This is a genomic window from Fodinibius roseus, assembly GCF_900129315.1.
GTDB classification, from domain to species: domain Bacteria; phylum Bacteroidota; class Rhodothermia; order Balneolales; family Balneolaceae; genus Fodinibius; species Fodinibius roseus.
Window position 1 is genome coordinate 70,010 of record NZ_FQUS01000006.1, and the last position, 24,136, is coordinate 94,145.

Annotated in this window: 15 protein-coding genes; all 15 read right to left on the reverse strand. The window is 53.2% G+C overall.

Going from position 1 to position 24,136, the window contains the following annotated elements; genetic code table 11:
• Positions 1-11: 11 nt before the first annotated feature.
• The 15 genes from BUB16_RS07025 to BUB16_RS07090 are packed head-to-tail and all read right to left on the reverse strand — an operon-like array spanning position 12 to position 24,130.
• Positions 12-1,973 carry an eCIS core domain-containing protein gene (locus BUB16_RS07025; protein ID WP_073061377.1) on the reverse strand — a complete coding sequence of 654 codons (1,962 nt, stop codon included), beginning with the start codon at positions 1,971-1,973 and terminating at the stop codon, positions 12-14.
• 16 nt (positions 1,974-1,989) lie between these two features.
• A complete protein-coding gene (locus BUB16_RS07030; protein WP_073061380.1) occupies positions 1,990-3,342 on the reverse strand; it encodes an ATP-binding protein in 1,353 nt (450 codons plus the stop codon).
• The gene (locus BUB16_RS07035) at positions 3,336-4,808 is read right to left on the reverse strand and encodes a contractile injection system tape measure protein (RefSeq protein WP_073061383.1); all 1,473 of its coding nucleotides are present in this window, start codon (positions 4,806-4,808) and stop codon (positions 3,336-3,338) included. Before BUB16_RS07035 ends, BUB16_RS07030 begins: the two co-directional genes overlap by 7 nt.
• A 39-nt stretch (positions 4,809-4,847) precedes the next feature.
• Entirely contained in the window at positions 4,848-8,585 is a 3,738-nt protein-coding gene (locus tag BUB16_RS21745; protein WP_073061386.1) for a carboxypeptidase-like regulatory domain-containing protein, read from the reverse strand.
• A gap of 11 nt (positions 8,586-8,596) precedes the next feature.
• The gene (locus BUB16_RS07045; protein ID WP_073061389.1) at positions 8,597-13,330 is read right to left on the reverse strand and encodes a hypothetical protein; all 4,734 of its coding nucleotides are present in this window, start codon (positions 13,328-13,330) and stop codon (positions 8,597-8,599) included.
• A gap of 15 nt (positions 13,331-13,345) precedes the next feature.
• A complete protein-coding gene (locus tag BUB16_RS07050; protein ID WP_073061392.1) occupies positions 13,346-16,594 on the reverse strand; it encodes a baseplate J/gp47 family protein in 3,249 nt (1,082 codons plus the stop codon).
• A complete protein-coding gene (locus BUB16_RS07055) occupies positions 16,591-17,019 on the reverse strand; it encodes a GPW/gp25 family protein (RefSeq protein WP_073061395.1) in 429 nt (142 codons plus the stop codon). The genes BUB16_RS07050 and BUB16_RS07055 overlap by 4 nt, the downstream gene beginning before the upstream one ends.
• Positions 17,020-17,025: 6 nt before the next feature.
• Positions 17,026-17,307, reverse strand: a complete 282-nt coding sequence (locus BUB16_RS07060) for a PAAR domain-containing protein (protein WP_073061398.1) — start codon at positions 17,305-17,307, stop codon at positions 17,026-17,028.
• 14 nt (positions 17,308-17,321) lie between these two features.
• Positions 17,322-19,070: a type VI secretion system tip protein VgrG gene (vgrG, locus tag BUB16_RS07065; protein WP_073061401.1), complete on the reverse strand. Its 1,749-nt coding sequence runs from the start codon at positions 19,068-19,070 to the stop codon at positions 17,322-17,324.
• On the reverse strand, positions 19,070-19,783 hold the full coding sequence (locus tag BUB16_RS07070) for a CIS tube protein (RefSeq protein WP_073061404.1): 714 nt from the start codon (positions 19,781-19,783) through the stop codon (positions 19,070-19,072). Before BUB16_RS07070 ends, vgrG begins: the two co-directional genes overlap by 1 nt.
• A complete protein-coding gene (locus BUB16_RS21440) occupies positions 19,783-19,941 on the reverse strand; it encodes a DUF5908 family protein (RefSeq protein ID WP_170864311.1) in 159 nt (52 codons plus the stop codon). Before BUB16_RS21440 ends, BUB16_RS07070 begins: the two co-directional genes overlap by 1 nt.
• Before the next feature lie 25 nt (positions 19,942-19,966).
• Complete coding sequence (locus tag BUB16_RS07075) at positions 19,967-20,413, reverse strand: phage tail protein (protein WP_073061407.1); 447 nt, start codon at positions 20,411-20,413, stop codon at positions 19,967-19,969.
• A gap of 16 nt (positions 20,414-20,429) precedes the next feature.
• Positions 20,430-20,864: a phage tail protein gene (locus BUB16_RS07080; protein ID WP_073061410.1), complete on the reverse strand. Its 435-nt coding sequence runs from the start codon at positions 20,862-20,864 to the stop codon at positions 20,430-20,432.
• A 23-nt stretch (positions 20,865-20,887) separates the two neighbouring features.
• Complete coding sequence (locus BUB16_RS07085; RefSeq protein ID WP_073061413.1) at positions 20,888-22,333, reverse strand: phage tail sheath family protein; 1,446 nt, start codon at positions 22,331-22,333, stop codon at positions 20,888-20,890.
• Between the two features lie 12 nt (positions 22,334-22,345).
• Positions 22,346-24,130 (reverse strand): phage tail sheath family protein, encoded by a 1,785-nt coding sequence (locus BUB16_RS07090; protein WP_073061415.1) that lies wholly within the window; start codon positions 24,128-24,130, stop codon positions 22,346-22,348.
• Between the last annotated feature and the right edge of the window lie 6 nt (positions 24,131-24,136).

The window sequence follows — 24,136 nt, forward strand, 5'->3', positions numbered from 1 at the left end:
TTCACGTATATCTATGGACAATGATGGGTTACGACCGGTGGATTCTGAGCAGCGTTGTACTGGTCAATAGTCGTCCCGACACAATCTGTATTCTGTAATGATGTCTCATCCATATCATCCGAATAATCCTGCCAGGCCTGCTGCCAATCGTTGATTTTTGCCTGAAAATCTGCTACAGAGTCGCCAACAGCACCGTCAAAGGTCGGAGGCTGATGATCCCTGATGTATCTGATAAAATCCAAGCCGTGCCTGCTTTCGTGGAACCCCAAACTGGTGTTACCGCGCGCCTCATCCGTCGCAGTGGTTCCCCGCCCATAACCGGATGGACTACCGGGAGACATAGTTGGATTGTACTTTGTTTGAATCGTCACTGTTGATGGATCAGGCCCTGTAAAACTGGTTATGACACCGTTCCGGGTGGTCCCATTAATGTTTCCGTGCGAAAAACTGAAGGAGGTCTCAGCACCGGAACCAGCCTGAGCACTATCCGGTAGTATCGTAATTTCAATGCCATTGATAGTGAATACCACATTACCACTTGCATCAGGGGTGACGCCTGACGGAACAGGCGTCGAAATACCCGGCTCATAATTTTCCATCCCTTCGGGAATCAAATCCATATACTGAATATATAATTGCGTTACACTCTGACCCATTTGCGGGGCAGCGGCCGACAGTACCCTGTCCAAAGCCGCCTGATAAGCGTTATGCAAATTATCTCTAAGTGACTGATCATTCCCGAGGTCTCCCTTAATGATCTCCAACTGGGAATGGAGGAGATCCCTCAAACGGGTAAGGACATCTCTGAGTGTGGCATCCGTAAAGGTTGTAAAACCGGAAAAGGTCGTCGCATCATTAAAAGCATTTGTAGTGGCCTGTATGAAGTCTCTTTTTTCCTGGCCTGTAGCCAGATTAAAGTCAGCCGTGCCGGGCCATGCCCATTCAGGGATGAGATGCATATTTTGGAGATAAAGCCGGACTGTCGGCTCGTTCAACTGCGCAGAAGCCCTTGTCATTAAATTCCTGAGGCCGGTGGTGTAGGCTTGCCTGAGTTCCTGAAGCAGTGTGGCGTCTTCATTGAGATACGTATTGATGATATTTTCATTATGCAAAACGGCCTCATGCCAACCGCGCAGTATGCTGACTAACATCTTGTCATTGCGGATTGAGGCCCGTTGAAAGAATTCACCGGCATTTTCAAAATATCTGATAGCCTCCCGGACGTATTCGCGTCGCTCCGATTCCGTTGCCTCCCGTACCTGATCCTGTTCCTCATTGTCATCCTTTTGGATTATCTTTGGTGATGAGCCTTGCTGAACGGTATGGGTCAATTCGTGAGCTAACAAACGTTTGCCGGCTGATGATTCCGGGTTGAATGCTCCGCTATCAAAATATATATCCTGTCCGTAAGTAAATGCACGGGCGCCCAGTTTCCGGTTCAATCTTGCAGCCCCGGTACCCGTATGAATATTTATGCTTGAAAAATCAGCCCCCATTTTTTGCGACATCTCGTGCTTCAGATCCTGAGGTAATGACTCCCCCGAGCCCCTGGTAGCATCGAGTTGTCGAGTGATATCGGATGGGGCGTAGGGGGTCCCCCCATTAGTTGAGGACTTCATTTGCATTTTCTCTTCCTCTTCACACTGCTCACACTTCATCTGCAGCTCCTCCTCTTCATGGAAAGGTTGCATTTGCAGCTGCTGCTCTTCTCCGGTAGGCTGCATTTGTGTCTTCTCTTCCTCGTCTTCAACAAATGGGCGTCGAAGCTGTGGGTCCGGCATTCGCATTACAGTGTCAGCCACGCGGTCGGCTTCCTGCTCGTACTTGTCCCCGGGACGGCCGATCTTCAGCCTGGCCTGGATTTCGGGCTGCATCCGGATGGCCTCCCGCCCGGAATCAAACCCCACAAAGCGATCCGACCGCGATGCTTCAGTATCTCGTTGTCGTCCGGAATAGGGTATATGCTTAAACATGGTCACCTAAGGGTTATTAAATGGTTCTCCGGCTTTTGTGCAATTCCCGTTTTATTCCGCCTGTAATATCTCTCAGGCGTATTTTATTACTGTCCCTGCCCAGTGCCTTCAGGGAGCTGTGCTGGATGACATTTATAATGGTTCCACCCGCGATTTTGTACTCCTTGGCAATCGCTTTCAGATCGATCTCGTTTCCCAGGCGGGCCGCATTGCTGAAGCCCTGCTTCCAAAGTTCCAGCCGTTCACTGTAGCTGGGAACCGGAAAATGGATCATCGCCTGCAGCCGCCTCAGGAATGCGTTGTCAATATTGTTTTTCAGGTTTGAGGCCAGGATCACCAGTCCGTCGTAATCCTCGATACGCTGTAGCAGATAGGAAACCTGTTGGTTGGCATAGCGGTCGTGGGCATCTTTGGTGCTGGTACGGTTGCCGAACAGGGCGTCAGCCTCATCAAAAAACAGGATCCACTCTTTATGTTCGGCGCGATCGAAGATGTTGGCCAGGTTTTTTTCCGTTTCCCCGATATATTTCGACACCGTTTGGGAGAGATCGATGCGGTAGACATCGCGCCCCGTTTTTTTACCCAGCAGGGTGGCCGTCAGGGTCTTACCGGTTCCCGGCGGACCGTAGAAAAGCGCCTTGTAACCCGGTTTCAGCTTTTTCTCCATCCCCCAGTCCTTTCTCAGGGTATGATGGTTCCGTATCCAGGTCTCGAGTTCATCCAGCTGCTCCAGCGTCCTGGACGACAGCACCAGATCGTCCCACGCCATTTTAGTGGTAAGCAGCTTGGCCGGGAACTCGGCGCTGAAATCCGGTTTTCGGAGTTCCCCTATGGTGAGTAAATCCAAGACCTCTTTTGATATCTGCAGGGCCCCGCTCATCCGCGGCTCACCGTTCTCCATATTCTCCAGCCACAAAATATTTTCGCGCCGGAACAAGTGGTTTGCATCAAAGGCCCCTTGAATGGAAAAACGCCGCCTCAGATCACTGCCGGCAAGAATGAACATGGCCGTTTCTCCGGTCGGTAAAAACCCCTGATGATTCTTACCCTTTTTACCGCCGAATTCCGTGAAAATCTGCTGGGTATTCTGGTTTTTGGTCAGAAATACATCGAGCAGTTCCGGTTTGATGTGAGGAACCATGGCCAGTATAAGCAAAAAACGGGCTTCGAAATCCAGCTCATGTTTCTTAACAAACCGGGCATAGGTGGAATGAGGGCCGTTGAGATTCGGCGGGGGGATGTCGTAGACATCTTCGTGTCGGGTTTCTTCACCGGCATTCAGCTTCGACCGGGTTTTCAGGATCTCTCTGAACCAGTCGAGTTCGGCCTTCAGGTCGCGTGCGTTATGTTCAATTTTTTCAGCTACCATTGTACGTGTATGACCTCCTCGTTCCATGGAAGGTTGATGACGGATATCGGCCACGGGAGTTTATCCAGCAGGATATCATAGGTGATGCGCTCGATTTCCACTTTCCATCCGTGGGGATCGGACCTGAGGATGCCCTGTCGCTGCAGGAAGGTCTCTCTGAATCCGCCGACCGAGGTGTTTTTCAGTGCCTTCCAGTGGTCGATGGTCGATTTCACCATAGCCACCGCTTCCTCTTTTTCGCGGTCCGACAATTCGATATCCTCCGGGACAAGGCCTTCCGGCTCCAGGCCGCAAAGCAACTTGTTCAGGGGCCATTTATGCTCTTCGCCCTCTTCGTGACCCGCAGCGATAAAGTGCAGCAGGTGTACCGCGCGGTGGGTGGCCGGGTCGCTTACGAACGCTCCCTCCTCAACAAAGTCCAGGTGTTCGAACAGCTTATTAAGATAGGGCCAGACCAGCACAAGTCCCGCATTTTGGATTTCGATAAATTGATCTTCCTCCTTTGCACCGGTCGGACCTGACGGGATATCAGCTTTGGGGGGAGGATCTTTCGTTGTATCCGCCGGACGGGATCCGGATGAGGAGTCAAACTCATCGAAGGCTCGTTCCCATTCATCATCCGAAAAAAGGGAAATTCCGGGCGGACCATCGGAAATAATCGCGTCAATAATCTTTCTGGACAGACCCTGCTCCTCCACCAGCAGATAAACGGCGCCGGCCACCACCCGCTTTTTTTGTGCATCGGATAACGGTTGTGAGCCAGAAGAAGAGGGCGTGGATGGGCTGGAACCGGTCCCTCCGACCCGCTCCAGCAATGCATCCAGGAACACGTTCCGGATCGTTTTCCACGAGCGGGACGTCTGCCCGGGTTCAGACCGAACGGCTTGCCTGACGGATTCATAAAACCGGAAAACTTCCGTCAGTTGGCGTGCTTCAAAAAGACGCCGGAACTGAGCGTCGCTGAAATGACGAATCACACGTCCGCGTACGGCCGGTGATCCCAGCTCCCGCTCTATCGCCGACAGGAACGATCGAGCGTCTTCGGAAAACTGCTCCTCAATCCATCCTCTTATATCGGTCCCCGGATACGGGCACCACCAGGGGATCGTCCCCCTTCGGAAGTAGTGCATCAGCACGTCGACCCGGCTGCGGCTTGTGCTATCTTCCCCCTGTTCTTTTTTGCCGGTGAGAGAGGCCATCCCGCTGTCGATATCAGAATTCAAAATCAGTTCTTTAATCTGTTCCTCGAACGTATCCACCAGCTTGCTGACCAGTACCTGCTCCAGCTCATCCTCCGGTATGACACCAAGGTCGAGCTCCAGCCTATTCAAAAACAGCTGCTCCTGATTTTCCGTAAGTTTATCACAGATTTCGGACAGGGCCGGTATAATCTGCTCACGGCAGATGGTAGAAACCCGGTCCCGGATGGGATCTGCTTTGCTGCGTTCCGCAAGGTGCAGGTCCATCACACAACTTCTGACGATATGATTATGGCCGGATTCGATCTATTTGAGTTTCAGGTTGTCGTTGAGATTATGTTCAAAATCCTCACTGATATAGCCCTTCGACTTTTGTTTCCACTCATCAATGGTCTTTTTCATATCGAGGTCGGACTCGGCATTGAAGATGGTGGATGATTCTTTCAGCACGTCCTTGCTCGTACTGCTCAGCTCCTTCGGCTGAGTATAGGCCAGACGATTCAAATAAGCTTCGGTAAGGTTTTTCAACGCATCCTTGTGGAGCTCTTTCTCAGCTCCCCCGGTGTTTTGAACGGCATGAACCAGCTCATTTCTCCGCGTATTGTATTCGTTATTCAGTTTAACCACGCTGATTTCTTCCTCGTCGGAGAACATTTCAACGGCAGAGGCCGCCTTTGTTATGGCAGTTACCTCCTCTTTTGCCTCCCGCTTTTCCATCTCAACCGCCCTTTCCTTGGCGTTGGTCATGCTTGCAGCATAATATTTCTTTATCTTCCGGGCGTCTTCCGTGTCTTCTTCTATTTCCCGGGCTCTCAGTATCCGCTCATAATTAATATGAATATCGTCGGCCTGACTCAAAACAAAACTGACGGTATTGGCTCCCGTACCCACTGTTATATCCCTGGTAGCAGTCAGGTATCCCACAAACGAAGCGACCAGTGTCTGATCACCCAATGGTACCTTGGATATGGTAAATGCACCGTTAACATCTGTTGCAGCTCCGATAGCTTCATTTTCTACGGTCACGTTAACGCCCGGAAGCGGCTCCCGGTTACCCTGCGCATCGACTCCTTCCACGGTTCCGGTCACCGTACCTGTCTGTGGCTTGGCAGTGCGTTCCACCGGGATGAAAATCGTGATCGTATCGCTGCCGACCACTTCCCTCCTGTTCGTGTCTCTGACTTCATAATCGAACTCGTCAATGATGAAAAAGTCGTCAGTACGCTGAATTTCCGCTGCCACTTTCTGGGGATCTATCTCATAGACCAGCATCTGTTTGGTTTTGGTATGGTCCGGCTCGTACGGATCCTCCCTGAATGAGGTATTCCCGAAGTTCGGAACACCCGTTATGCCGGCTTCATAGACCGACGGATCATACAGGTCATTGATAAGCTGTATCTCTACGTTGTTGTAGCCGGTGAGGTCCGTTAGGCTATCGGGCCGGGCGACAGCGGTGACCGGGGGGACAAACGGATCGAGCGTAACGGCGGCCGAAGGCACATCCTCGCAGTCGTCGCAGCAGGTAAACGGGAGCGTAAAGTCGGCAACAACGAGTCCCTCCATCTCCGCGGTCATTTCGAGATACTGCTCAAAATCCAGGTTTTGGTCATCCGACCCAAAGGGAAATTTCAGGATCTCCCCCATCTCCACCGGCCACTCAACGGCGTTGCCATCCTCATCGGTAAAATCCTCCACCCGGTGAGGCAGCTGGTAGGCCAACAGGAACGTATCTCCCGGCGCCACCCCGGCTTTGTGGTCGGGTCCCGGGTGATTGTCCCGGAAACGGGAAAGCTGCAACGATTCCGCAAGGGCTTCTTGCCGCTCCTGCAGCGTATCGTTCAGGATGCGGATGGTGATATAGGGATAGATGGCCAGAAAAGACAACAGCCGGTGTAAGATTCCTATGATATAAAGATACAGTAAAATAGCCGCGCGCATCTGGGGTGTTGTGGCGTATCCTGCAATCCATTTCATCATCTTAACGACCACCCGGAGAACGCACTTGTAATGGGTAAGCCAGATCTCCATGTCAAAGTCGCGGAGGTCACGGGGCATCGCGTCAATCAGCTGATGCAGGCAGTCGTTTAACGAGGAGAAAAGATCCCGGATGGAGGTATCGGTATAGCTCGTATAAGCGGCCGTCCGCGGCTGATATGCCGGGTTACCGGCACGTTCGAGGTTTCTCATTACCGAATAAAACCGATTGGCCGACTCATTGATCCGGGAGGGCTCGGCTCCCGTAAACAGGTTGGAGAGATCAGACATGTTCAGGTTGATATTCCCCATCGGGCCGGAGGCAAAATTCCGGCTTTCGTGGGAAGCTGAAGGCTCTGCTGTTAGCATACTGCGATTCAGTATAGCCCGCTCGGCCGTTTTACTGCTCCGTACCAGATTCTTGAGAAACAGCAAAACTTTGTTGCGCCATATTGAATATTGGGGTTGCAGATCTTCCAAGAGGCAGTCCGGCAGCGGCTTCTCCCCCATCAGATCGCCAAAGTACACCTTCTTAATATCAAAGGAGAGGTTGTTCTCGTTTTTAATTTCCCGGAGCTCCTCTTCCACCTCTTCAACATGCTTGCTGATATGGCCTTCAATCCGCAGGAAGTTATAGGGATCGAGATCATATTTCAGCGGGGTCGATACGGGATCATCCCACTCGGAGTCCGGTTGGTGGTTGTCATACGAAAGCTGAACGGGCTGTTCTTCGTTCCGGCACTGCCGCTGCAGGTTGAAGTCCCAGTTATTCTCCAGCGTACCCAGTCCTTCGAAGCTGCTTTCCCGGTCGGAATCGTAATAAAAGGGAATGGCCCGCTCGGAAATAAAGCTTTTTTTCTCGCAGCTGGGAGTAATTTTGATCTGCCGTTCCCGCGGCTCCTCCAGCCGTTTCAGGTCAAAACTTTCCCACAGCATCACCAGTCGCTTGTGCAGCATCCGGACCTTCTCAGCAAGGTTGCGCTGCTCGCTGAATACAGGCGAGGCGACAAATTCGTTCCTGTATTCAACATCATCGCACAAGTCCCCTTCTCCCGCACACGCTTCTCCCAGCATCAGGTGTTTGGGAAAGCGCGACCGGTCGGGACAGCAGGCCCCGCTGAGTTCAAAAGCGGTGAGACGAAATTCTTCATAGGCCAGCATCAGGTCCTTCACAAAATCATAGAAATACTGTATCCCGAATATGGGCTCCGAAAAATCAGAATAGGACCCCAGATACGCCTCACACTTCTCTTTAATCTCTTTGAGGATATCATGGTCGAACGGGTTTTCCGGGTAAAGCTCCTCAAGCACAGGCTCATACACCCCATACGTTTGATGCAGCGCTTCGTACAGGGGATCCCAGACCTCGTCGATGGCTTCCAGGTATTCCCCGGCCATCCCGATATAATAGCGCGAGGCCGGGGTTTCGGGTCGGATCAACGCCCGCTTCATCTGCAGGACAGGCAGATCATACTTTTCCGGGTAGGCCGCCTCCAGCAATCCCCCCTCGGTCCGCTCTTTTACCTTCTCAAGCTCCTCTTTCGAAATCACGAGCTTGCGCAGGGAGATAATGCGGTCAATCCCCAGCTCGTCACAACTTTTGCCCAGACAGGATTTCAGATCCTTGTCGTAACACTCCAGGAACAGCAGGACGATTTTATCCTCCAGGAATTCTTCGCTCAAATCGGTCACCGTATCTTCGGGATCGACTTCAGCCTCTTCGGTCAGCAGCTCGAAGAGCTCCACATCCTGCAGTTGGGTCACCGGGTCCTCGAACGGGGGATAGCTAACGCTGTTCGGCTTCTCATAGGAGCGGTATTGCGTGGTCACACAGTCGCCGATGGTGACAAGATGTCCCTCGGACGTGACGCCCACCCCTTTGGTGATGGTCAGCTCATCGCGGCCGGGGGAACAGACGACATTCATACCGCAGACAACGCCGACGCCGATCAGGGCGACGCGCGTCAGGCGGTTTTGCTGATTGAGATAGTTCTGCAGCTGGTTGAGCTGGGTGCTGGTAAGAACCTGATTGTCTTCGAATACCGGGTAGTTGTTGATTAACGTACTCATAGTGTGATGATTTAAAAGGTTCCTAATACAGAATTATTCAAGATGACGGCCCCTTCCAGCGTGTCGTCTTCTTCGCAGTCGTGAAGGGTCCCCGTGGGATATACGTTGCGCATTCGGGTCAAAATATCGATCAGTCCATCCAGGGCCTCGGATAGGTCCGCCGGACCGGCGTCCTGTGCATTGACGGCCACCAGCCATTGTTTGTATTTCTTCTCAAATTCACTCATATGCTCGCAGCTTATCCAGCAGATGTTAAGCATCACATGAGCAGGAGCTTCCATACGGAGCCGCTTTTCCGCAAACTTCCTGAAATCCATATTGATAAAGCGACCCGGCCAATACGGGACGACCACGCTGACCACATGGGAGTAGGGATCGCTGATCTTGCAGGTTTCACAGTCCTGGTCCAGGTGGATAGGCAGCAGCCGGTCTTTCACCCGTTTCTCAACTTTATAGAGAGTGATCATCACCTGTCCCCCTGCTTCCTCAGCTTCCGAGACCAGATATACCCCATCATTCCGCTGATCCTGGGAGTCCGTGATTTCGATCTCGCTGTCTTCCCCAAGCTGTGCCGCGTCGGGATCGGAAACGGTAAGCTGATGTTCCGATGCCGAGATAGTGTCGACCGTCGTTTGTTTCCTGTAAGAAAGCACGCCGGCGGTAAAGGAATCGGTCGGCAGGTCGTATAAGATCGCATCTTCCACCTCTTCGCTTTCCACCTCTATCACCGAGTTTCCCTCCTGCAGGCGGACGTCCCTGACAATATACTCGCCGTCGTTGAAGCTGCCGCCGCTGATGCGGATCGCATCCTCAACGGACAGTTCCGACCGGATATCGCCGGCTACGGTAAAGGTATTGTCCTCAGCGTTGGCTTCCGTTACGGAAAGTTCCTTCCGGAAACGCAGGTTACCTGCAGGCAAAGCGCTCTCATCCAACACCGGTTCTTCGATATCCACGAACAGCCGCCGGTCGGTGCGGGGGCGCAGCAAAAGATGCTCCAGCACATGGAAGCCCTCATGGGAGAAAAACCTATCCTTAATAAATTCGATCATATCCGTAACGGCCTGCTCATCCCTGCCGCCCTTGATCACAAAGGCGTCTGTCTCGATACCGGTAATGTCGTAAGCCTTTTGCAGGTGGCCTTCCGTTTCATCCTGTGTGATTATCTCTCCTACTTTGAGGTATATTTTGTCTCCCGAGCGCCGAATAGTCTGAACGGTAAAAACCCCGTTATTGTCCTCCGTACCGGCCAGCTTCACCGTATCTCCTTCATATATTTCAGGATCCAGATCGGTCAAAATGATATTTCTGGTTCCTTTTTCGATGAAGGAAATATCATAGGAGCCTCCCATCACAAGATGGCCGTCAAAAACCGGGGACGGCGGGGACGGATCGACCTCTATGGTTATCTCGGGTCCGTCGGCCGTAGCGTTGACGATGTCGTATGCTCCGTCATTGGCCGTGGAGCCATGAACATGAAGAATGGCGGGGGACAGGGCGTTAATATCGCCGGCCAGCGCCTGGTTGAAGTCGGTCTCGACACTCCGGGCAATATCTTCGCCGCGGGCATTGCGGAGAAGGAAAGAGTAGGGGGAATAGGGGGCGCTTTCGGGATCAAAACGGTACGTCCGTCGGTGCGCGCCGTGGTTAACCAGATCCCACAGAATATCGTGCAGGGCCGCTTCCGCTTTCTGCAAAACTTCTTCTTCGGGATCGTCTGTCTCTGTTTCACGGGTTACCGAACCGGTCAGCAGTTCGTGTTCCGCCGTAAATTCAAATGCTTTTTTGTACAGCGTATAGCTGACCGTATAGGCCGGCGGATCGTCGGGCAGGGGTGACATATCCGCCGTAATTTCGTAATCGATATAATTTTCAAGCGGACACGCCAGGTTTTTGCGGTTCGCTTCGGAATTTTCATACAGTTCTGCCCTGAACAAAGCCACAAGCTGGTCGATGGCTGTGTCAGCATCCCCGCCGGGGGCCTCGCTGGTATAATCCCTCTTTTCGCTGACGCCCAGCAGCTTGCCCCCGCAGCGGAGCACAAAATGAAAGCCCCCGCCGTCGGTTTCCCGGATCTCATAATGCTGTTTGAATACTCCCGCTGTAATGACCCGCTCCATGTGCGCCCGGGCTGCGCCGTCGGACTCAAAGTCTTGATCCGCATGCATCACGGCGGTGGAGGAACCGTCCTCTATGATGACCCGGTAGACCGAAGCGGAAGGATTGGCGATGATGAGCGGATCACGGAACCGGAGCTCTTCCGGCTCTTTGGGGGCCATCCCCAGCAGCAGCTCGCCCCGCTTGTCGAGCCCGGCCACATTGTCAACGTGCCAGATCCTGCATTCCTCGTGGTAGTCGATGGCCATACCGCGTCCGCTGCTCAGTTCGGGATACTGTCCCAGAAAATTCAGCTTGTCGTCGATCAGTTCCCGCGGTGCCCTGGGGCCCGAAATGTTCGTGGAGAGCATCGCATAGTCGGCAAACGTCTCCGCAAAACGTCCCAACAAGTGGTCCAGAAATTTGTTGCGCCGGCGTTCGAAGAGCTGGGTGTCTTCGGTAATTTGCTGCAGCGTTTCCTTGTGATCGCTCAGGTCGCGGTACAGCAGCTCCCCGTCCGGTATAACATCGGTAAGCGACTGGGTATAATATGTTTTGTCGATATGGGTATTCCCGATCTGGTCCTCCATCGTAAACAGGTACTTCACGTTGGCTACCTGCGCCAGATAGTTGGCCAGAAACTGGTCGAACAGGAGCAGGTATCCCTTCAGCTGAGAGACCTGGATCTTGCGCTGTTCCTTTTCATCGGGTGAGCGTTCCGCCAGACCGGGAATCCCTTCCGATCCGACGCCGTAGGCAAGCGGAAAGTCTTCCTGGATACTGGTGTAGTTGCCGGGATCCCGAAACTGGCCGATCGGGACGGACAGATCCTGTTTGGGATAACGGATTTTCTGTTCGCGTTCGTCGGCCCTGAGTTCCTGAATGCGTGTTTCCACCTCCGCGTCATTCGCATGGAAGGGCAGATCATCTTTGTAATAGGTCATTTTGGAATCATCGGTGTTCAGCCGGGGCACATAGTTGTGATCGAAGGCCAGCTCCAGGCACCAACGAACGCTTTTGGACTCAATATCGAATTCGTTGTTCTGCGGACGATTGGCAATCTGAATTTCCTTGACAGCGACGACTCCCTCTACATCCATGATGATCCGGATGAGATCAGACACGCGAATCACCTTTTTGCGATCGGCCGAGGCCAGCTCTTCACGGTCAATAAAGCCGTGCTTGAGGAGAGGTCCTTCAAAGATCCGATCGATAGTGAGGCAATCCTCCTCGTCAAACCGTCCCCTGATCAGGTATGCGTCCTCCTGAACATCATTCCCCAACAGCTGTTCCGCCACTTCGATCTCATATCGGTTCACCTCATCGGGATTAGGATCCACGCAGCGCACCGTGAACTCCTGCGGACTGGCGCCCAGCCCGAAAACCGTGATCGTCTCATCCTTTACCGGCACCTCGTCATCAACCGCCTCAATAGTAAGTGTTTGTTTGGCCGGATCTGTCTCGATGATATCAAACGGGGTGGCCTTCCGGCATTTGCTGCGCATCTCCTCCAGCGTGTAAAAATGCACTGTGGGCGATAAAAACCGGGATATCAGATGGAAGATGTAGGCCTCAACCTGCTCAACGTCGGCAGAGGGAGCGATTTCGATATCGGCGCAAACGATGATCTCTTCCACCCTCACAGCCCGAAACCGAAAAAAATCCTCACAGAGATTCCGATTGGCCTGAAGCCGGGCGCGGGCGGCCTCCACGATTTCGAAAATCTTGTTCACCTTCTCGATGTAGAGCGCCAGCAGACCGGTGTCCGGATGGTACAGGAAATCGTTCAGCTTGTCGATGATTTCCGTCATGCCGGCAATGGCGCTGGCAGTGCCCCCGGATGTTTTGTGTCCCTTCAGAATGACTTCGTTCAGGTTCGTAATCTCCGGCGTCAGCGTGTAGTTACCAGGGAGGTCGGCAATATTGACCTGTATGGACTGAAGTTTACTTCGCACGCTCACAGGATCTTCCCAGTCAACCCCGGAATGGTCCCACGCCGGAAACTGAACGGTAATATTGAACGTCACTCCCTCGAGCGTGTCATCCAGCGGGTGCTCATAGAGCACAAACTCCTCCTCGATGGTATTCTCGTTGAGGTCGCCGAACTTTTCACACTCATCGAATTCCAGCAGCACATCGTATAATGTCTGTACGTAGTAGCTTTCCTGCTCCTCTTTGCCGGGGACCGGGTCGAGCGACAGACGGCTCTCCCTGGAGTGGACAAATATCTCCTCCTCGGCCTCATCCGACTTTCTGAGCCAGGCATTCTTGACGCCGGCATAGCGGCAGCCCTCATCTTCTTCGTCCACCACTTCTACATCGATCAACAGCCTGCGGTAGTCCTGCAGGGTCAGGGGACGACAGGGTAGAATCCTGGCTGCTGTGTAGAAATTGCGGGGATCGGGATCGCCGGTCCCCTCCCGGGCCAGCAGATCCTTGATATCGAAATCGGTGCGATAGCCCAGATCGGTGATGGCATAACTGAACACCTCCAGCATGGTCACCCCGGGGTCGTGGCTGTTGTAATCGGTCCACCGCTTACCGGCCAGCTCCTGAATACGCTGGATAGCCAGCTCACGCAGCGTGTCGTACTGCATACTTTTGAATTCGGGTGGTTTCTTCGATATGGTCAGCGAACTGTTTTCCATGTGCTTTATTAAAACTTAGCCGGTTGAATCTTCTGACAATGACGTTATTTCTTCCTGACAGGGACAATCGTCGGACGATGCCCGCTCTTGAGTGCTTTTAATGACATTCTCTTCGCAGTCGCAGTCCTCCGATGAGAATTCGATGGGGTTAATCAGATGGTTTTCCGCCGATCCGAGGATGGAGACGGCCGTGGTCGACCTTACTTCTTCCCTATCCTTGTTGGGGTTATTATCCGGATCGGTGGGAACGATATGGTACATCCTGAAGCAGCTGACGTAATCTACGTACGGGCGTTCCTCCACAAAATTCAGGATCATCGATTTGTGAATACGTCCCGCAAAAGAGATGTCGGCCCCGCAATCCGACGACCACGGCGCAAGGTACTCCTTAAGATCTTCCTGTAGTTTCTGTTCGTAAAAGCCGGTGTCGGGTGAACGGAACTTAACGCTGAAATCGACCTGAATTTCCTCGTAAATCGGATTCTTTACATGCAGCTCCACACTTCCGGAGATAATAGTCTGCAGGTACCGGTCAATTTCGTCGAGGATATTCAGGCTGGTCATGGGACGCAGGGGATCCACGGCGTTCTTATTTTGCACATTCGAGACCACAATGCAGGTGACATGACCCGGCGCCACTTCCGAGTAGTCGGTCAAATTGCCTTCGAACCGCGTGTGGTTGACGCACTTTACTTTGTATACCGACGGGAACTGCTGTAAAATGATATGTTCGTAATCCCAGATAGTAATAGCCCGTTGCTTGTGGCGTAGCCGTTCGCTGGTGCGCGTATAAAAAGCGGACTGCTGTTCCTTCATCTTGCCCCCGAAAGAAGCATAGGGCTGTATTACGCTGTCGATGGCCGAGTCGCTTCGCAGAAGCTTGTCAATGCTTTCGGCTTCCAGCGGATCCCCCAGGTGATCGGGATCGTTGTCCCGGTCCTCGAAACGGGCGAGCACGGCCTGTGCTTGTACATCGATCAGCCGGCAGACGGCATCAGAATTGGTCGCTACCGAAGCTTTGATCCAGTGTGTTCCCACAGGCAGCCGGCTGTTGCCATCAGTCGCGTCTTTGGGAACGGCAAAACGGATGATGCCCGAAGTCAACAGGTCGTTCGTCGTGTCAAACAGGATGCTTTTTTCGTTAAATGGTTTCCACTCGTTATCGGACAGATAGCTCCACGCAATATCGGGACTGACTTTTACGGGATTGGCACTGCCTTCGGCAACCTGAAAAAGCACGGACAGGCTTTGCGGTGGCTGCAGGTTGCTGATACCGATATAGAGGTTGCCTTCGTAGTCGTATCGGGGCATCAGGGAAGGGATTTCCGGCAAACTGTCGACCGGCCAAGCGCCGAAAGGCCCGATGTGAAAAAACTGTTCCGTTTCACCGGCTTTCCCGGTAAACGGATAGTCTAATTCGGAAACATAGCTGAGCGAGAGATTCTGGATGACAGGCGTATAGGGCTGCCTGGGCAAATCACCACTGCCACCGTCAGCCAGATCTATCGCTTTTTGAGCATATGAATTTTGGAAAGAATTATGCCCGAAATCCTGGTTCTTCAGGGTCATACGGAGAAACCCCTTCTGAGTGTCCACCTGATAACCGGTAAGCGCCCCGAGCTCGCTGTCTCTCTCGATATCTTCGATACCAGAGGTGTCAGACACGGTCAGCCTGCTACGCTCAGTGTCCGGACCGGGCAATTTTTCGGTATTACCGAGAGGATTCCCTTCCCCGTCCGTTAACAAGTTGGTATTGCCCCTCAGCTGGTGCCACTGTTTGTTGTCCAGGATATCGATGTCTATTTTGAACTCGTTATTGCTTCTGTTAACATATTCCGACTGATCATTATAATTGTTGTAGTGATCCTTAAACCCATCTTCATGCTGGGGCAGGTCGTTCCATCTGAAATCAATATCCAGTGAGCTAAGTTTCTTCCGGAACACTTCCCGGCTCCCGATGTAGAAGTTGCTGCCCACATAGGGACGGTTGCCGAACGGCAAAAAAGGTTTTCCCGCATCGAGCACCGCCTGGTCGTTCTGGAGCACCAGATTTTTCACGCCTTTTACATCTACGGTAATCCGAATATTGGTTGCCTGAGACTCCCGGAACAGGGAATAGGAAAACGGATGGCGATCATGCCTGGGATCGAGCAGGACCTTAATGACCGGCCAGTCGGTGGCAAAGGGCTCCCCCAGCTCTTCCGGGCTGTAGGAAACCACTGCGGGATCGGAGGGGACAAGACGGCAGGTAAGGTTCAGGTAATCAGCGGAGGCATCGGACTCCCTGGCAGCATCGATAATGTCAGCGGGAATCCATTCTTTTTCCCCGCTGAGGAGGATCTTGAAATCTTCCGGCTCCACGGTTCCGTCCGGTTCCTCCTCCAGTGTAATCTTCAGGGTCACGTTCCGTTCCCCTTCCGCCAGGAACAGGATGGGAGAGGCGAGGGCGAAGCCCACTTCCGCCTCCCTGCGGTCCGGCTCGGTGGGATGGGGAGCAGAAGTACCCAGCTTTGGGAAATGAGGTTCTCCGAACGTACGCCAGCTTTTTTCTTCGTTCTCAATGTCGGCGCCCAGGCCGTCTGCCGAGTTGGCGACCGGCGACTCGAAAATACGGTGGTCCGTCTCCGGATCGGTTTCGTAGTCTTTGCTGAACCGGTCGTTGATATCGGCAAAAACGGCTTTAAGTGATGTTATTTTGGCTTTGCTGACCACCAGATCCCTTTCCACCCTGTAAATCCGTTCCACCCCCAGCGCATCTTTTCCTGCCTTCAGGGCGGTCCCTTCCTTCACCAGGTACTGGTCCACATGTTTGGCCAACTTAAAAATAACAGAAACCTGGTCGGGTACGGCCGCCTTTTGTTCCAGCTGGAGGACCTCCCGGTAGTAGAATTCGAGATGCCGGCGGGTCAGCGTATTCAAGTCGTCCTGCGCCGTTTTGAATATGTAAAGAAAACCGAAAAACAGGGCGAAGTGCGGTGCGGCCTCCTGTGTCTCTTTCAGCTTTTCGAGGAACTTCTCCAGCGAAAAACCCTGCCACTCCTCGTCGGTAAACCGGAAAAACTCGTCCCACTGTCCGTCGGGCGCAGTACTGTCGGACTCAAAGTAGTTGATTTCGCCCGTAAATTTGCGGGCGAAGTTGACCAGATCTTTCATACTTCGCTCATCCACCGGAGCGTAGGAGGGCAGCAGCGTCTTCAGCAGTCGCTGTCGGCGGCTGGTGCCGTCCCGCACCAAAGGATTTTGAGACAAACAGTTTTCACTCATTGTTCGATGTCCGTTCCTTCATTCAAATAAAAGGGGAAGACCAAATTCGCCCGGGTATTGGTCGCAATAATGGTGTAGTCGATGGTCAGTTCGATAAATCCATTCAGCGATTCCTGTACCGCATCCACCTTGTTCACATTTACCCGCGGCTCGTGGACCAGTATTGCTTTCTTGACTTCATCGCCCACGAGGGTAGCCGTGGAGACATCCAGCGGCTCAAACATCAGGTCCTGAACCGTCGTACCGTAATCGGGACGCATGACACGCTCTCCCTGTGTGGTAGACAGCAGGATGATGAGACTCTCCTTGATATCGCGCTCGTACTGGCTGAGCTGAGCCGCCCCGTCCTTGAACTGTACGGGGAATTTCCAGCCCCGCCCCAGGAAGGCCTTCCCCTGCTCCTTTTGGTTGTTCGCTTCGGTCATATTCTTTTATCCTATCATTACGGTTGGTTCACCTGCTGCCGGACTGGCCCCGCATCCGCAGACATCCCCGACCCGCACGGCCGGTTTGCCGCCGATGAACACCGTGGCGCTTCCCATTGAAAAGGGAGACGGCGGATGCGGCCCGGACGGTGACGGCGGGATCGGGCACACGTGCATGTCCCCCACTACGGTGGCGGGCATGCCGCCGATCAGAACGGTCGGCTCGCCCGGTCCCACGATTGTTCCTCCATGTGTACTAACATCTCCGAGTTTGGCTGCTGGTGGCATAAGTCGATTTGGCTTTAATTAATTTGAACGATAGATCCCTTGATCACGGCCGATGCGCTGGAGGAGAGTTCCGCTCCCGAGGCGCCCTCGGCCTTGAAGCTCATATTCGCTTTTTGGTTAATGTTGTTGCCCTCCAGGTTGATGTCACCGGTAGCCTCGATGGAAAGGTCCCCGGCGCTTTTCAGGGTGATGGCCGACGAATCCATCACCACCTCATTCCCGTTTTCATCCTTCAGGCTTATACTGCCCTCGTCATCACTGATCACCACCGTATTGCCGTTGGGCGTCTCGATGGTGACGCTCTTTTTGTCATCGTCGAACAGTACCTTTAATTCCTCGCGGGTAATAATGCCTTTCTCATTATTTTCTTCCGTGGCGGTGATCGGCGCAGGCTTGGCACTGCTGTTCATCATTCCCAGGATAACCGGATCGCGCGGATCGTCATTGATGAACCCGACAATCACTTCGTCATCCACTTCGGGACGGAAAAAAGTGCCCCGGTTTTCGCCGGCGTCGAGGCTGGCCACGCGAGCCCATATGCCGCTGTCCTCCGAGTCGATCACCGGCACCCGAACCTGCACGCGATCTTCCCCGTCCGGGTCCTCATGGATGGCGGTGACAACCCCGACCTGGAGCCCGTGGATACCCGGCAACAGGCCGGAGGAGGGCTTTTCCATCACATTATCATACAATTCGATAAGCCAGTCTGAAGAGAGGCCGATTTGAATATCGGTATACCAGGAAGATTCCAGCCCGTAGTAATGAGCCACGGACGAAACAAAAGCCACCCCGTTGAACCGGTCGCCCAGTCCCCCGAGCTGCACTACGTCGCCCGGATTGATTTCCGTAAGTCCCAGTACCCGGATGCGGCCTTTGATCTTGGCCAGCCTGCTTCGCAAAAATCGCGCATTTGCCCAGTGCTGCATTTCCTCGGAATCCAGACGGCCGCTGTGCTGGTACGGCAGCTGGTCGAGGCCTATGACGGAGGCCAGGTCGTCGGCTGCTACATTCCCCTGCTCCGGGAGTCCGGGAGACACCGCTTCCGATTCGATAACAGACTGCTGGGCAAAATCCCACGACTTGCCGGTGACACTGCCAAACTGGTCGCGGGCATCCATTTCGGCGTCAAATTCCTTGATATTTTGCCCGTAAACCAGCTCTGCCACCGGTTCGGAGGACAGCGAAGGGGCTTTGACGGAGATCGAGCCATCATCCACAAAAACCAGCTTGCCGTTCGCCTCGGCGCGGGTCACCATAAAATCCCAGTCGGTACAGTAATATTGAACCATCTCCGCATGATTGACCGAAGTGCTTTCCACCTCAGCCTGGAGACTATACGGCTGGATAATCTCCTCAATGATGTCGCTGTCGGTCGAATCCTTGAAATACTTGTTCTTGCGTCCCACCGTCATCTTTACGGCCGGATCCTTCAGCTCTACAATAAGTTGTGAGGATTCCTCGTACTGACTCTTGATACCATGCTTGATAACGATGCCGGAAAAAACGGGTTCCTGCTCATCGCGGTAGCCCATCTGGATCTCTATTTCCGCGCCGGGGACAAACTCATCGCGATTACTGGCGGGAAAATCCTCGCGGGGAATGTCTCCGTCCTTCAACACCAGCCGCGCATGCGGGATCTTATTTACCGATTTGCTGATGGACAGCGAATCAATCATAAAATCGTGCGACAATTCCGTTCCATCCGAAAAAATGGTATATCGCGGATTATCGACTACTTTGTTATTAAGCAATCGGTTTAGCATCAGGCGCTCTGTTTATCGATGGGCGGGAGAATAAGCTCCATGCCCGGATTAATATTTCTGAAATTCGTAATGCCGTTTATCTCGGCGATCTGCAGATAGTATTTCGGATCGCCATAGACCTTTTCGGAGATCAGTGGCAGGGTTTCCCCGGCCTTCACCACGCGTACATGGGTGAGATCGGCGGAAAAAAGCTTGTCCATGGCTGCCTGCAGGACACGGGGACGATCGCCCTTGAATGTTGCGTCGACTTTGGCCCTGAGGGGACGTCCCGACGGGTTGAACATCATATACTCGATATCCGCACTAACCAGCCGGCAGTCAAAAATGAAGGTCCCCCACACCAGCGTCAGTTTCGGCGGTTGATGTTCTTGTTCATCCCGCTCATGCGTAAGTTTTAGAAACAGCTCAATCTGGGCATCCACCCCTCCCAGTTTACTGGCCGCCTCCCCCTGTATGGAGTTGACCGAGGCGCCCGTGGCGTCAAACAGAAATTCGAACGACACTTCCTTACCCTCAATATGCTCGTAAGCCTGTTCCTCGCCGCTGTCCCCCGGCTCATACTGGGGCTGATAGCGTGTGCTGATGCTCTCGGAAAATCGCTCCGGATTATACATCACCGGGAACGGGCGTGGAGGTCCCTTCTTCTTGCCCTTCTTATCAGTGGCAAAAGAAAGGATCATCATTTTGGCAAGTTTCCCGTCGGTCAATCCCATTATCGCTCATTTTTTTGTTTGATCATTTGCTGCAGCTGGTCCATCCTTCGATGCAGTTTATTGATGTGTTTTTTTCTACTGCGGTCAGGGCGCTTCGTTGATCTCTTCTCGGTATCAATGGTCGCCCTAATGACCAGTTCTTTAATTTCTATAGCCATAAAAAACGGGTTGACGGTTCATATTTCAGACTTCCATCCGTTTGAAATACTGGAACGATAGTTCAATGGTTTCCACCACCACTTCATTTTGTTCGGCATTGAAATTCCCTATCGACCATTTGACCGGGTAAGCCTTCACAAAACTCCAGGACTCAAGCGGTTCGTGTTCGCTGTTGAGAAGCGTAACCAGTACATTCCTCGGGTCGAATTTGAATGACTCCACGGCATCTCTGAACCAGCCGATCAGCTCCGAGCCAACCAGCATACCTCGTTTGAGGGTGAGTTTATCGTAGGTGACCCGGTCGGGCAGGCGGTGTTCAAACCGGTTTTCACCACCCTCTTTATAAGTGAATTCCCCAACCGTGGCATTAATACCGGAGACTTCCTGAAAACTTATATCCCTGGTATCCGAGGTAAGGCCCTCGATATTAACTCGGAAATGAAACCCTACCGGCGGATAGTAGCTTGCCATAATTTCTACCTATCTGCTATGTGAATTCAATGGTTAAGCCTTCGTGGCAGAGTTCAATCGACTCAACTGCCACCTCGTTACCGGTTGAATTCAGCGACGGACCTTCCACTTTGCAGGGCCAGGCTTCCTTCACTTTCCAGACGGTGACCGGCTCGTGCTCTTCGTTAAGCAGGCTGATGGTGATATCGCGGCGGTCTATATTATTCATCTGGACTGTGTTGAGCCACTGAAAAAATTCGTTGTCGCCCCGGAATATGCCGCGTTTCAGGGTTATATTGCTATACTGCGGAATACCGGGCATTTTCGTCACCTGATACTCCTTGGCATTCCCCTCGCGGTAATCGATAGACTGAAGTTCGACGGTGAGCCCCGAAACTTCAGTGAAGCCGATACGGGAGCCCCCCCATTCTACTTGGAAGTGAAAAGCGGATACTGGATAATTAACAGCCATAGTGATCTGTGTGTTTTAATGGATTAGGATTCCTGAAGCTTGTGCATAAAGCGGATGATGATGAATTCGGCCGGTCGCACAGCGGCCATACCGATCTCTACAATCATTCGTCCTTCTAATATATCCTGGGAAGTCATCGTCTCTCCCAGCCCCACCTTTACGTAAAAAGCCTGTTCGGCTGTAGCACCCGCAAGGGCCCCGTCGCGCCACAGGTCGGTGAGAAAATTTTCGATCATGGCCCGCACCCGGACCCAGGTGTTGGCATCATTGGGTTCAAACACAACGAACTCGGTGGCTTTTTTAACGGACTCCTCCACATAGATGAACAGGCGGCGTACCGGCACGTACCGCCATTCGTTGTCGTTGCCGGCCAGTGTCCGGGCACCCCATACCAGCGTTCCCTTGCCGGTAAAAGACCGGATGGCATTGATCGACTTGCCGGAAGTGGCATCCACATTCAGGGAGTTCTGCCGCTCATTGGTAATTTTTACAGTCGGCTGGATAACGGAGTTTACACTTACGTTGGCCGGGGCCTTCCACACCCCGCGGTTCCGATCCACCCGCGCGTAGATGCCTGCCACCGCTCCCGAGGGGGGCAGGGTGACGTAGGACTTCTTGATTTCGGCTTCCAGCGAACGGTAAATATTCGGGTTACTGCTTTCAATGGATGCCAGGCTCGGTCCCGATGTGAGATCAAGAGCATCTCCGGGCAGCGAAACTGAACCCGGAAGATCGATATTGTGCGTTATCGTTGAATTCGATGCATCAAAAGCGTAATTAAGAGAGGTTTCCAGGTAGGGATGATAAGCTGCCCCATATTTCAGAAACGACATCCCAACCGCATCTCTGAAGTCTTCAACCGCGCTGGAGGTCCCGTTGTCGTACATATCACTGATCGTAAACCGGTCCTGCAGGTTGTTGCACTGGCCAAGTGCCGCCCTGACCACCTCCCCGTAATCGGTCGTCGACCCCAGGTTCACCGCGTCGGGGAACACAATAAGCGTGGGCTCGTCCATCCTCTCCAGGGCTTTGATGCCGCCCAGCAGCCCGTCCATCGGATCGGCCGAACCTTTGCCGACGGAACCGCCCGAAGTCGCATCCCCGACCGAGACGATATAGCAGGGACCGCCCCCGTTATTGAAATAAAACTGGAGGCTGTAGTAGAGGATAAAATCCGAAGGCGATGCCGGGGAAGCGCTGAACGCCCGCGATACGAGTTCCGCATCGCTGTTGTATTCATCCTCGATCGTCAGGTCGAATGTTTCGGGCACCGGACCGCCAAATTTTTCCCGGTAGTCCAGAAGCGAAGTGATTCTGGTCGGTACAAAATGCAGGGCGTCAGGATCGCCGTCTTCTTCCGCCTTCTCGGTATAGCCGATAAAAGCGGGAACGGCGGTTTCCACACCGGCTACGGAAGCCGGCAGGGTCGATATCTCTTCAATAAATACACCAGGGGTCTTGTAATTCATATCGGTTAGGTTTTAGGCTTCTTGGAGCTTGTGTGAAAATTTAAGTATGATGAATTCGGCCGGTCGTACGGCGGCAATACCCACCTCGACGATCATGCGCCCTTCCAGAATATCCACGGAACTCATCGTCTTTCCGAGTCCCACCTTTACGAAAAAGGCCTCTTCCGGGGTGGCCCCCGCCAGGGCTCCGTCGCGCCACAGGCCGGTCAGGAAATTTTCGATCATCGACTTGGTCTTAGACCAGGTGTTGGCGTCGTTGGGTTCGAATATGACCGGTTCCGTCGCTTTCTGTATCGATTCCTCGATAAAGATGAACAGCCTGCGCACCGGCACATATCGCCACTCGTTGTCGTTGCCGGCCAGCGTCCGGGCGCCCCATACGATGGTTCCTTTCTGATAAAAATTCCGGATCACATTAATCGATTTTCCGGTATCCGCATCCACATTCAGCGGGGCTTGTTCATCGTCCGTCAGCAGTTTTGATGGCTTCTCCACCAAATTCAGGCTTATGTTGGCCGGGGCTTTCCATACCCCCCGGTCCCGGTCCACCCGGGCGTAGGCGCCCGCCACCGCTCCAGAGGGATAAAGAGTGACGGTCTGCTTATCGAGCTCGGCCTTTATGCGGCTGTAAAGCGTGCGGTCGATATTACTTTGTCCCCCCGTCAACACAGACCCGGAGAGCGTGGCCGCATTGCCGGTCCCGCTGTCGATATATTCCAGCGTGATGGTATTACCACTGTTGCCCGCCGAGGCTGCTTCAAGATCGATCTGATCGCTGCCTCCCGCCCGGGTTGCCACTACTCCTATGTCTCGATCGTTGATTTCTGTTTCAAGATTTCCAGCTGTGCCCACCGTTGTAGCCCCGATCTCAACTTCGTCCAATCCCACAGGCGTGGAGGGATCGGCTTCCATCTTAAAATCTATGCCGTTGATAAGGAAGGTATCGCCCGCAATATCGCTATTGTTATCAATAGTTATGGAACCCGTAGCTTTTTCACCGGTCTTGGAGCCGTCAATCAGCTTGTCCAACGAATCATCATGAAAAAAACCACTGCCGGCCCCGCCCCGGTTGTCGGTCACGGTTACCTCGGAATCTTCGTAGTAATAGGAAAGGGTCGACTCCAGCGAAGGGTAATACGCGGCTCCGTATTTCAGGTAGCTTGTGCCGACATCGCCCCTGAAGTTGCTTCCGTCGTCGATAGGGGTTTCCGCAGGATCGGTAAACGCCTCCATGACAGCAAACCGGTCCTGCAGCTTATTGCACTGAGCGAGCATGGCGTCGTTGATATTCTTTCTACCGTTGGCATCCAGCAAAATAGCTTCCGGGACGGTCAACAGCGTGATTTCATCGACTTCTTCGCAGGCGGCGAGACCTGAAGTCAGGTCGGATTCCGAGATATTACTCGGGATGGGATCCGTCTCTATATACGTACCGACCGGAATGATATAGCAGGGACCGCCCCCGTTGGCAAAATACATCTGCAGTTGGTAATAAAGCCGGTAGGGTGAAAGCCCTGGGGATTCGGCTTCGACCTCAATCGTCGAATTCGTTTCACCGGAAGGCGGATCTCCGACCGTGACCGCAAAATCTTCGGGAAAAGGTCCCCCGAATATCGTTTCAAACTCCATGAGTGAGGTTACCCGTACGGGGGTATTCGGATCGAGCGTTTCGCCATCGCGTTCCATCTTGCTGGTATATCCCACAAAAGCCGGAATAGCCGTTGCGACCGGGGCTACCGATGCGGGGAGTTTTGATATTTCCTCAATATATACGCCGGGTGTTTTATAGTCTGCCATGGGGTA

Excerpts from the sequence above, each read along its gene's own strand:
- BUB16_RS07085 (WP_073061413.1), bottom strand. The coding sequence starts at position 22,333 with ATGAATTACAAGACCCCTGGTGTATTTATTGAAGAGATATCGACCCTG.
- BUB16_RS21440 (WP_170864311.1), bottom strand. The coding sequence starts at position 19,941 with ATGGCTATAGAAATTAAAGAACTGGTCATTAGGGCGACCATTGATACC.
- vgrG (WP_073061401.1), bottom strand. The coding sequence starts at position 19,070 with ATGCTAAACCGATTGCTTAATAACAAAGTAGTCGATAATCCGCGATAT.
- BUB16_RS07070 (WP_073061404.1), bottom strand. The coding sequence starts at position 19,783 with ATGGGATTGACCGACGGGAAACTTGCCAAAATGATGATCCTTTCTTTT.
- BUB16_RS07075 (WP_073061407.1), bottom strand. The coding sequence starts at position 20,413 with ATGGCAAGCTACTATCCGCCGGTAGGGTTTCATTTCCGAGTTAATATC.
- BUB16_RS07035 (WP_073061383.1), bottom strand. The coding sequence starts at position 4,808 with ATGGACCTGCACCTTGCGGAACGCAGCAAAGCAGATCCCATCCGGGAC.
- BUB16_RS21745 (WP_073061386.1), bottom strand. The coding sequence starts at position 8,585 with ATGAGTACGTTAATCAACAACTACCCGGTATTCGAAGACAATCAGGTT.
- BUB16_RS07060 (WP_073061398.1), bottom strand. The coding sequence starts at position 17,307 with ATGCCACCAGCAGCCAAACTCGGAGATGTTAGTACACATGGAGGAACA.
- BUB16_RS07025 (WP_073061377.1), bottom strand. The coding sequence starts at position 1,973 with ATGTTTAAGCATATACCCTATTCCGGACGACAACGAGATACTGAAGCA.
- BUB16_RS07050 (WP_073061392.1), bottom strand. The coding sequence starts at position 16,594 with ATGAGTGAAAACTGTTTGTCTCAAAATCCTTTGGTGCGGGACGGCACC.
- BUB16_RS07045 (WP_073061389.1), bottom strand. The coding sequence starts at position 13,330 with ATGGAAAACAGTTCGCTGACCATATCGAAGAAACCACCCGAATTCAAA.
- BUB16_RS07080 (WP_073061410.1), bottom strand. The coding sequence starts at position 20,864 with ATGGCTGTTAATTATCCAGTATCCGCTTTTCACTTCCAAGTAGAATGG.
- BUB16_RS07055 (WP_073061395.1), bottom strand. The coding sequence starts at position 17,019 with ATGACCGAAGCGAACAACCAAAAGGAGCAGGGGAAGGCCTTCCTGGGG.
- BUB16_RS07030 (WP_073061380.1), bottom strand. The coding sequence starts at position 3,342 with ATGGTAGCTGAAAAAATTGAACATAACGCACGCGACCTGAAGGCCGAA.
- BUB16_RS07090 (WP_073061415.1), bottom strand. The coding sequence starts at position 24,130 with ATGGCAGACTATAAAACACCCGGCGTATATATTGAGGAAATATCAAAA.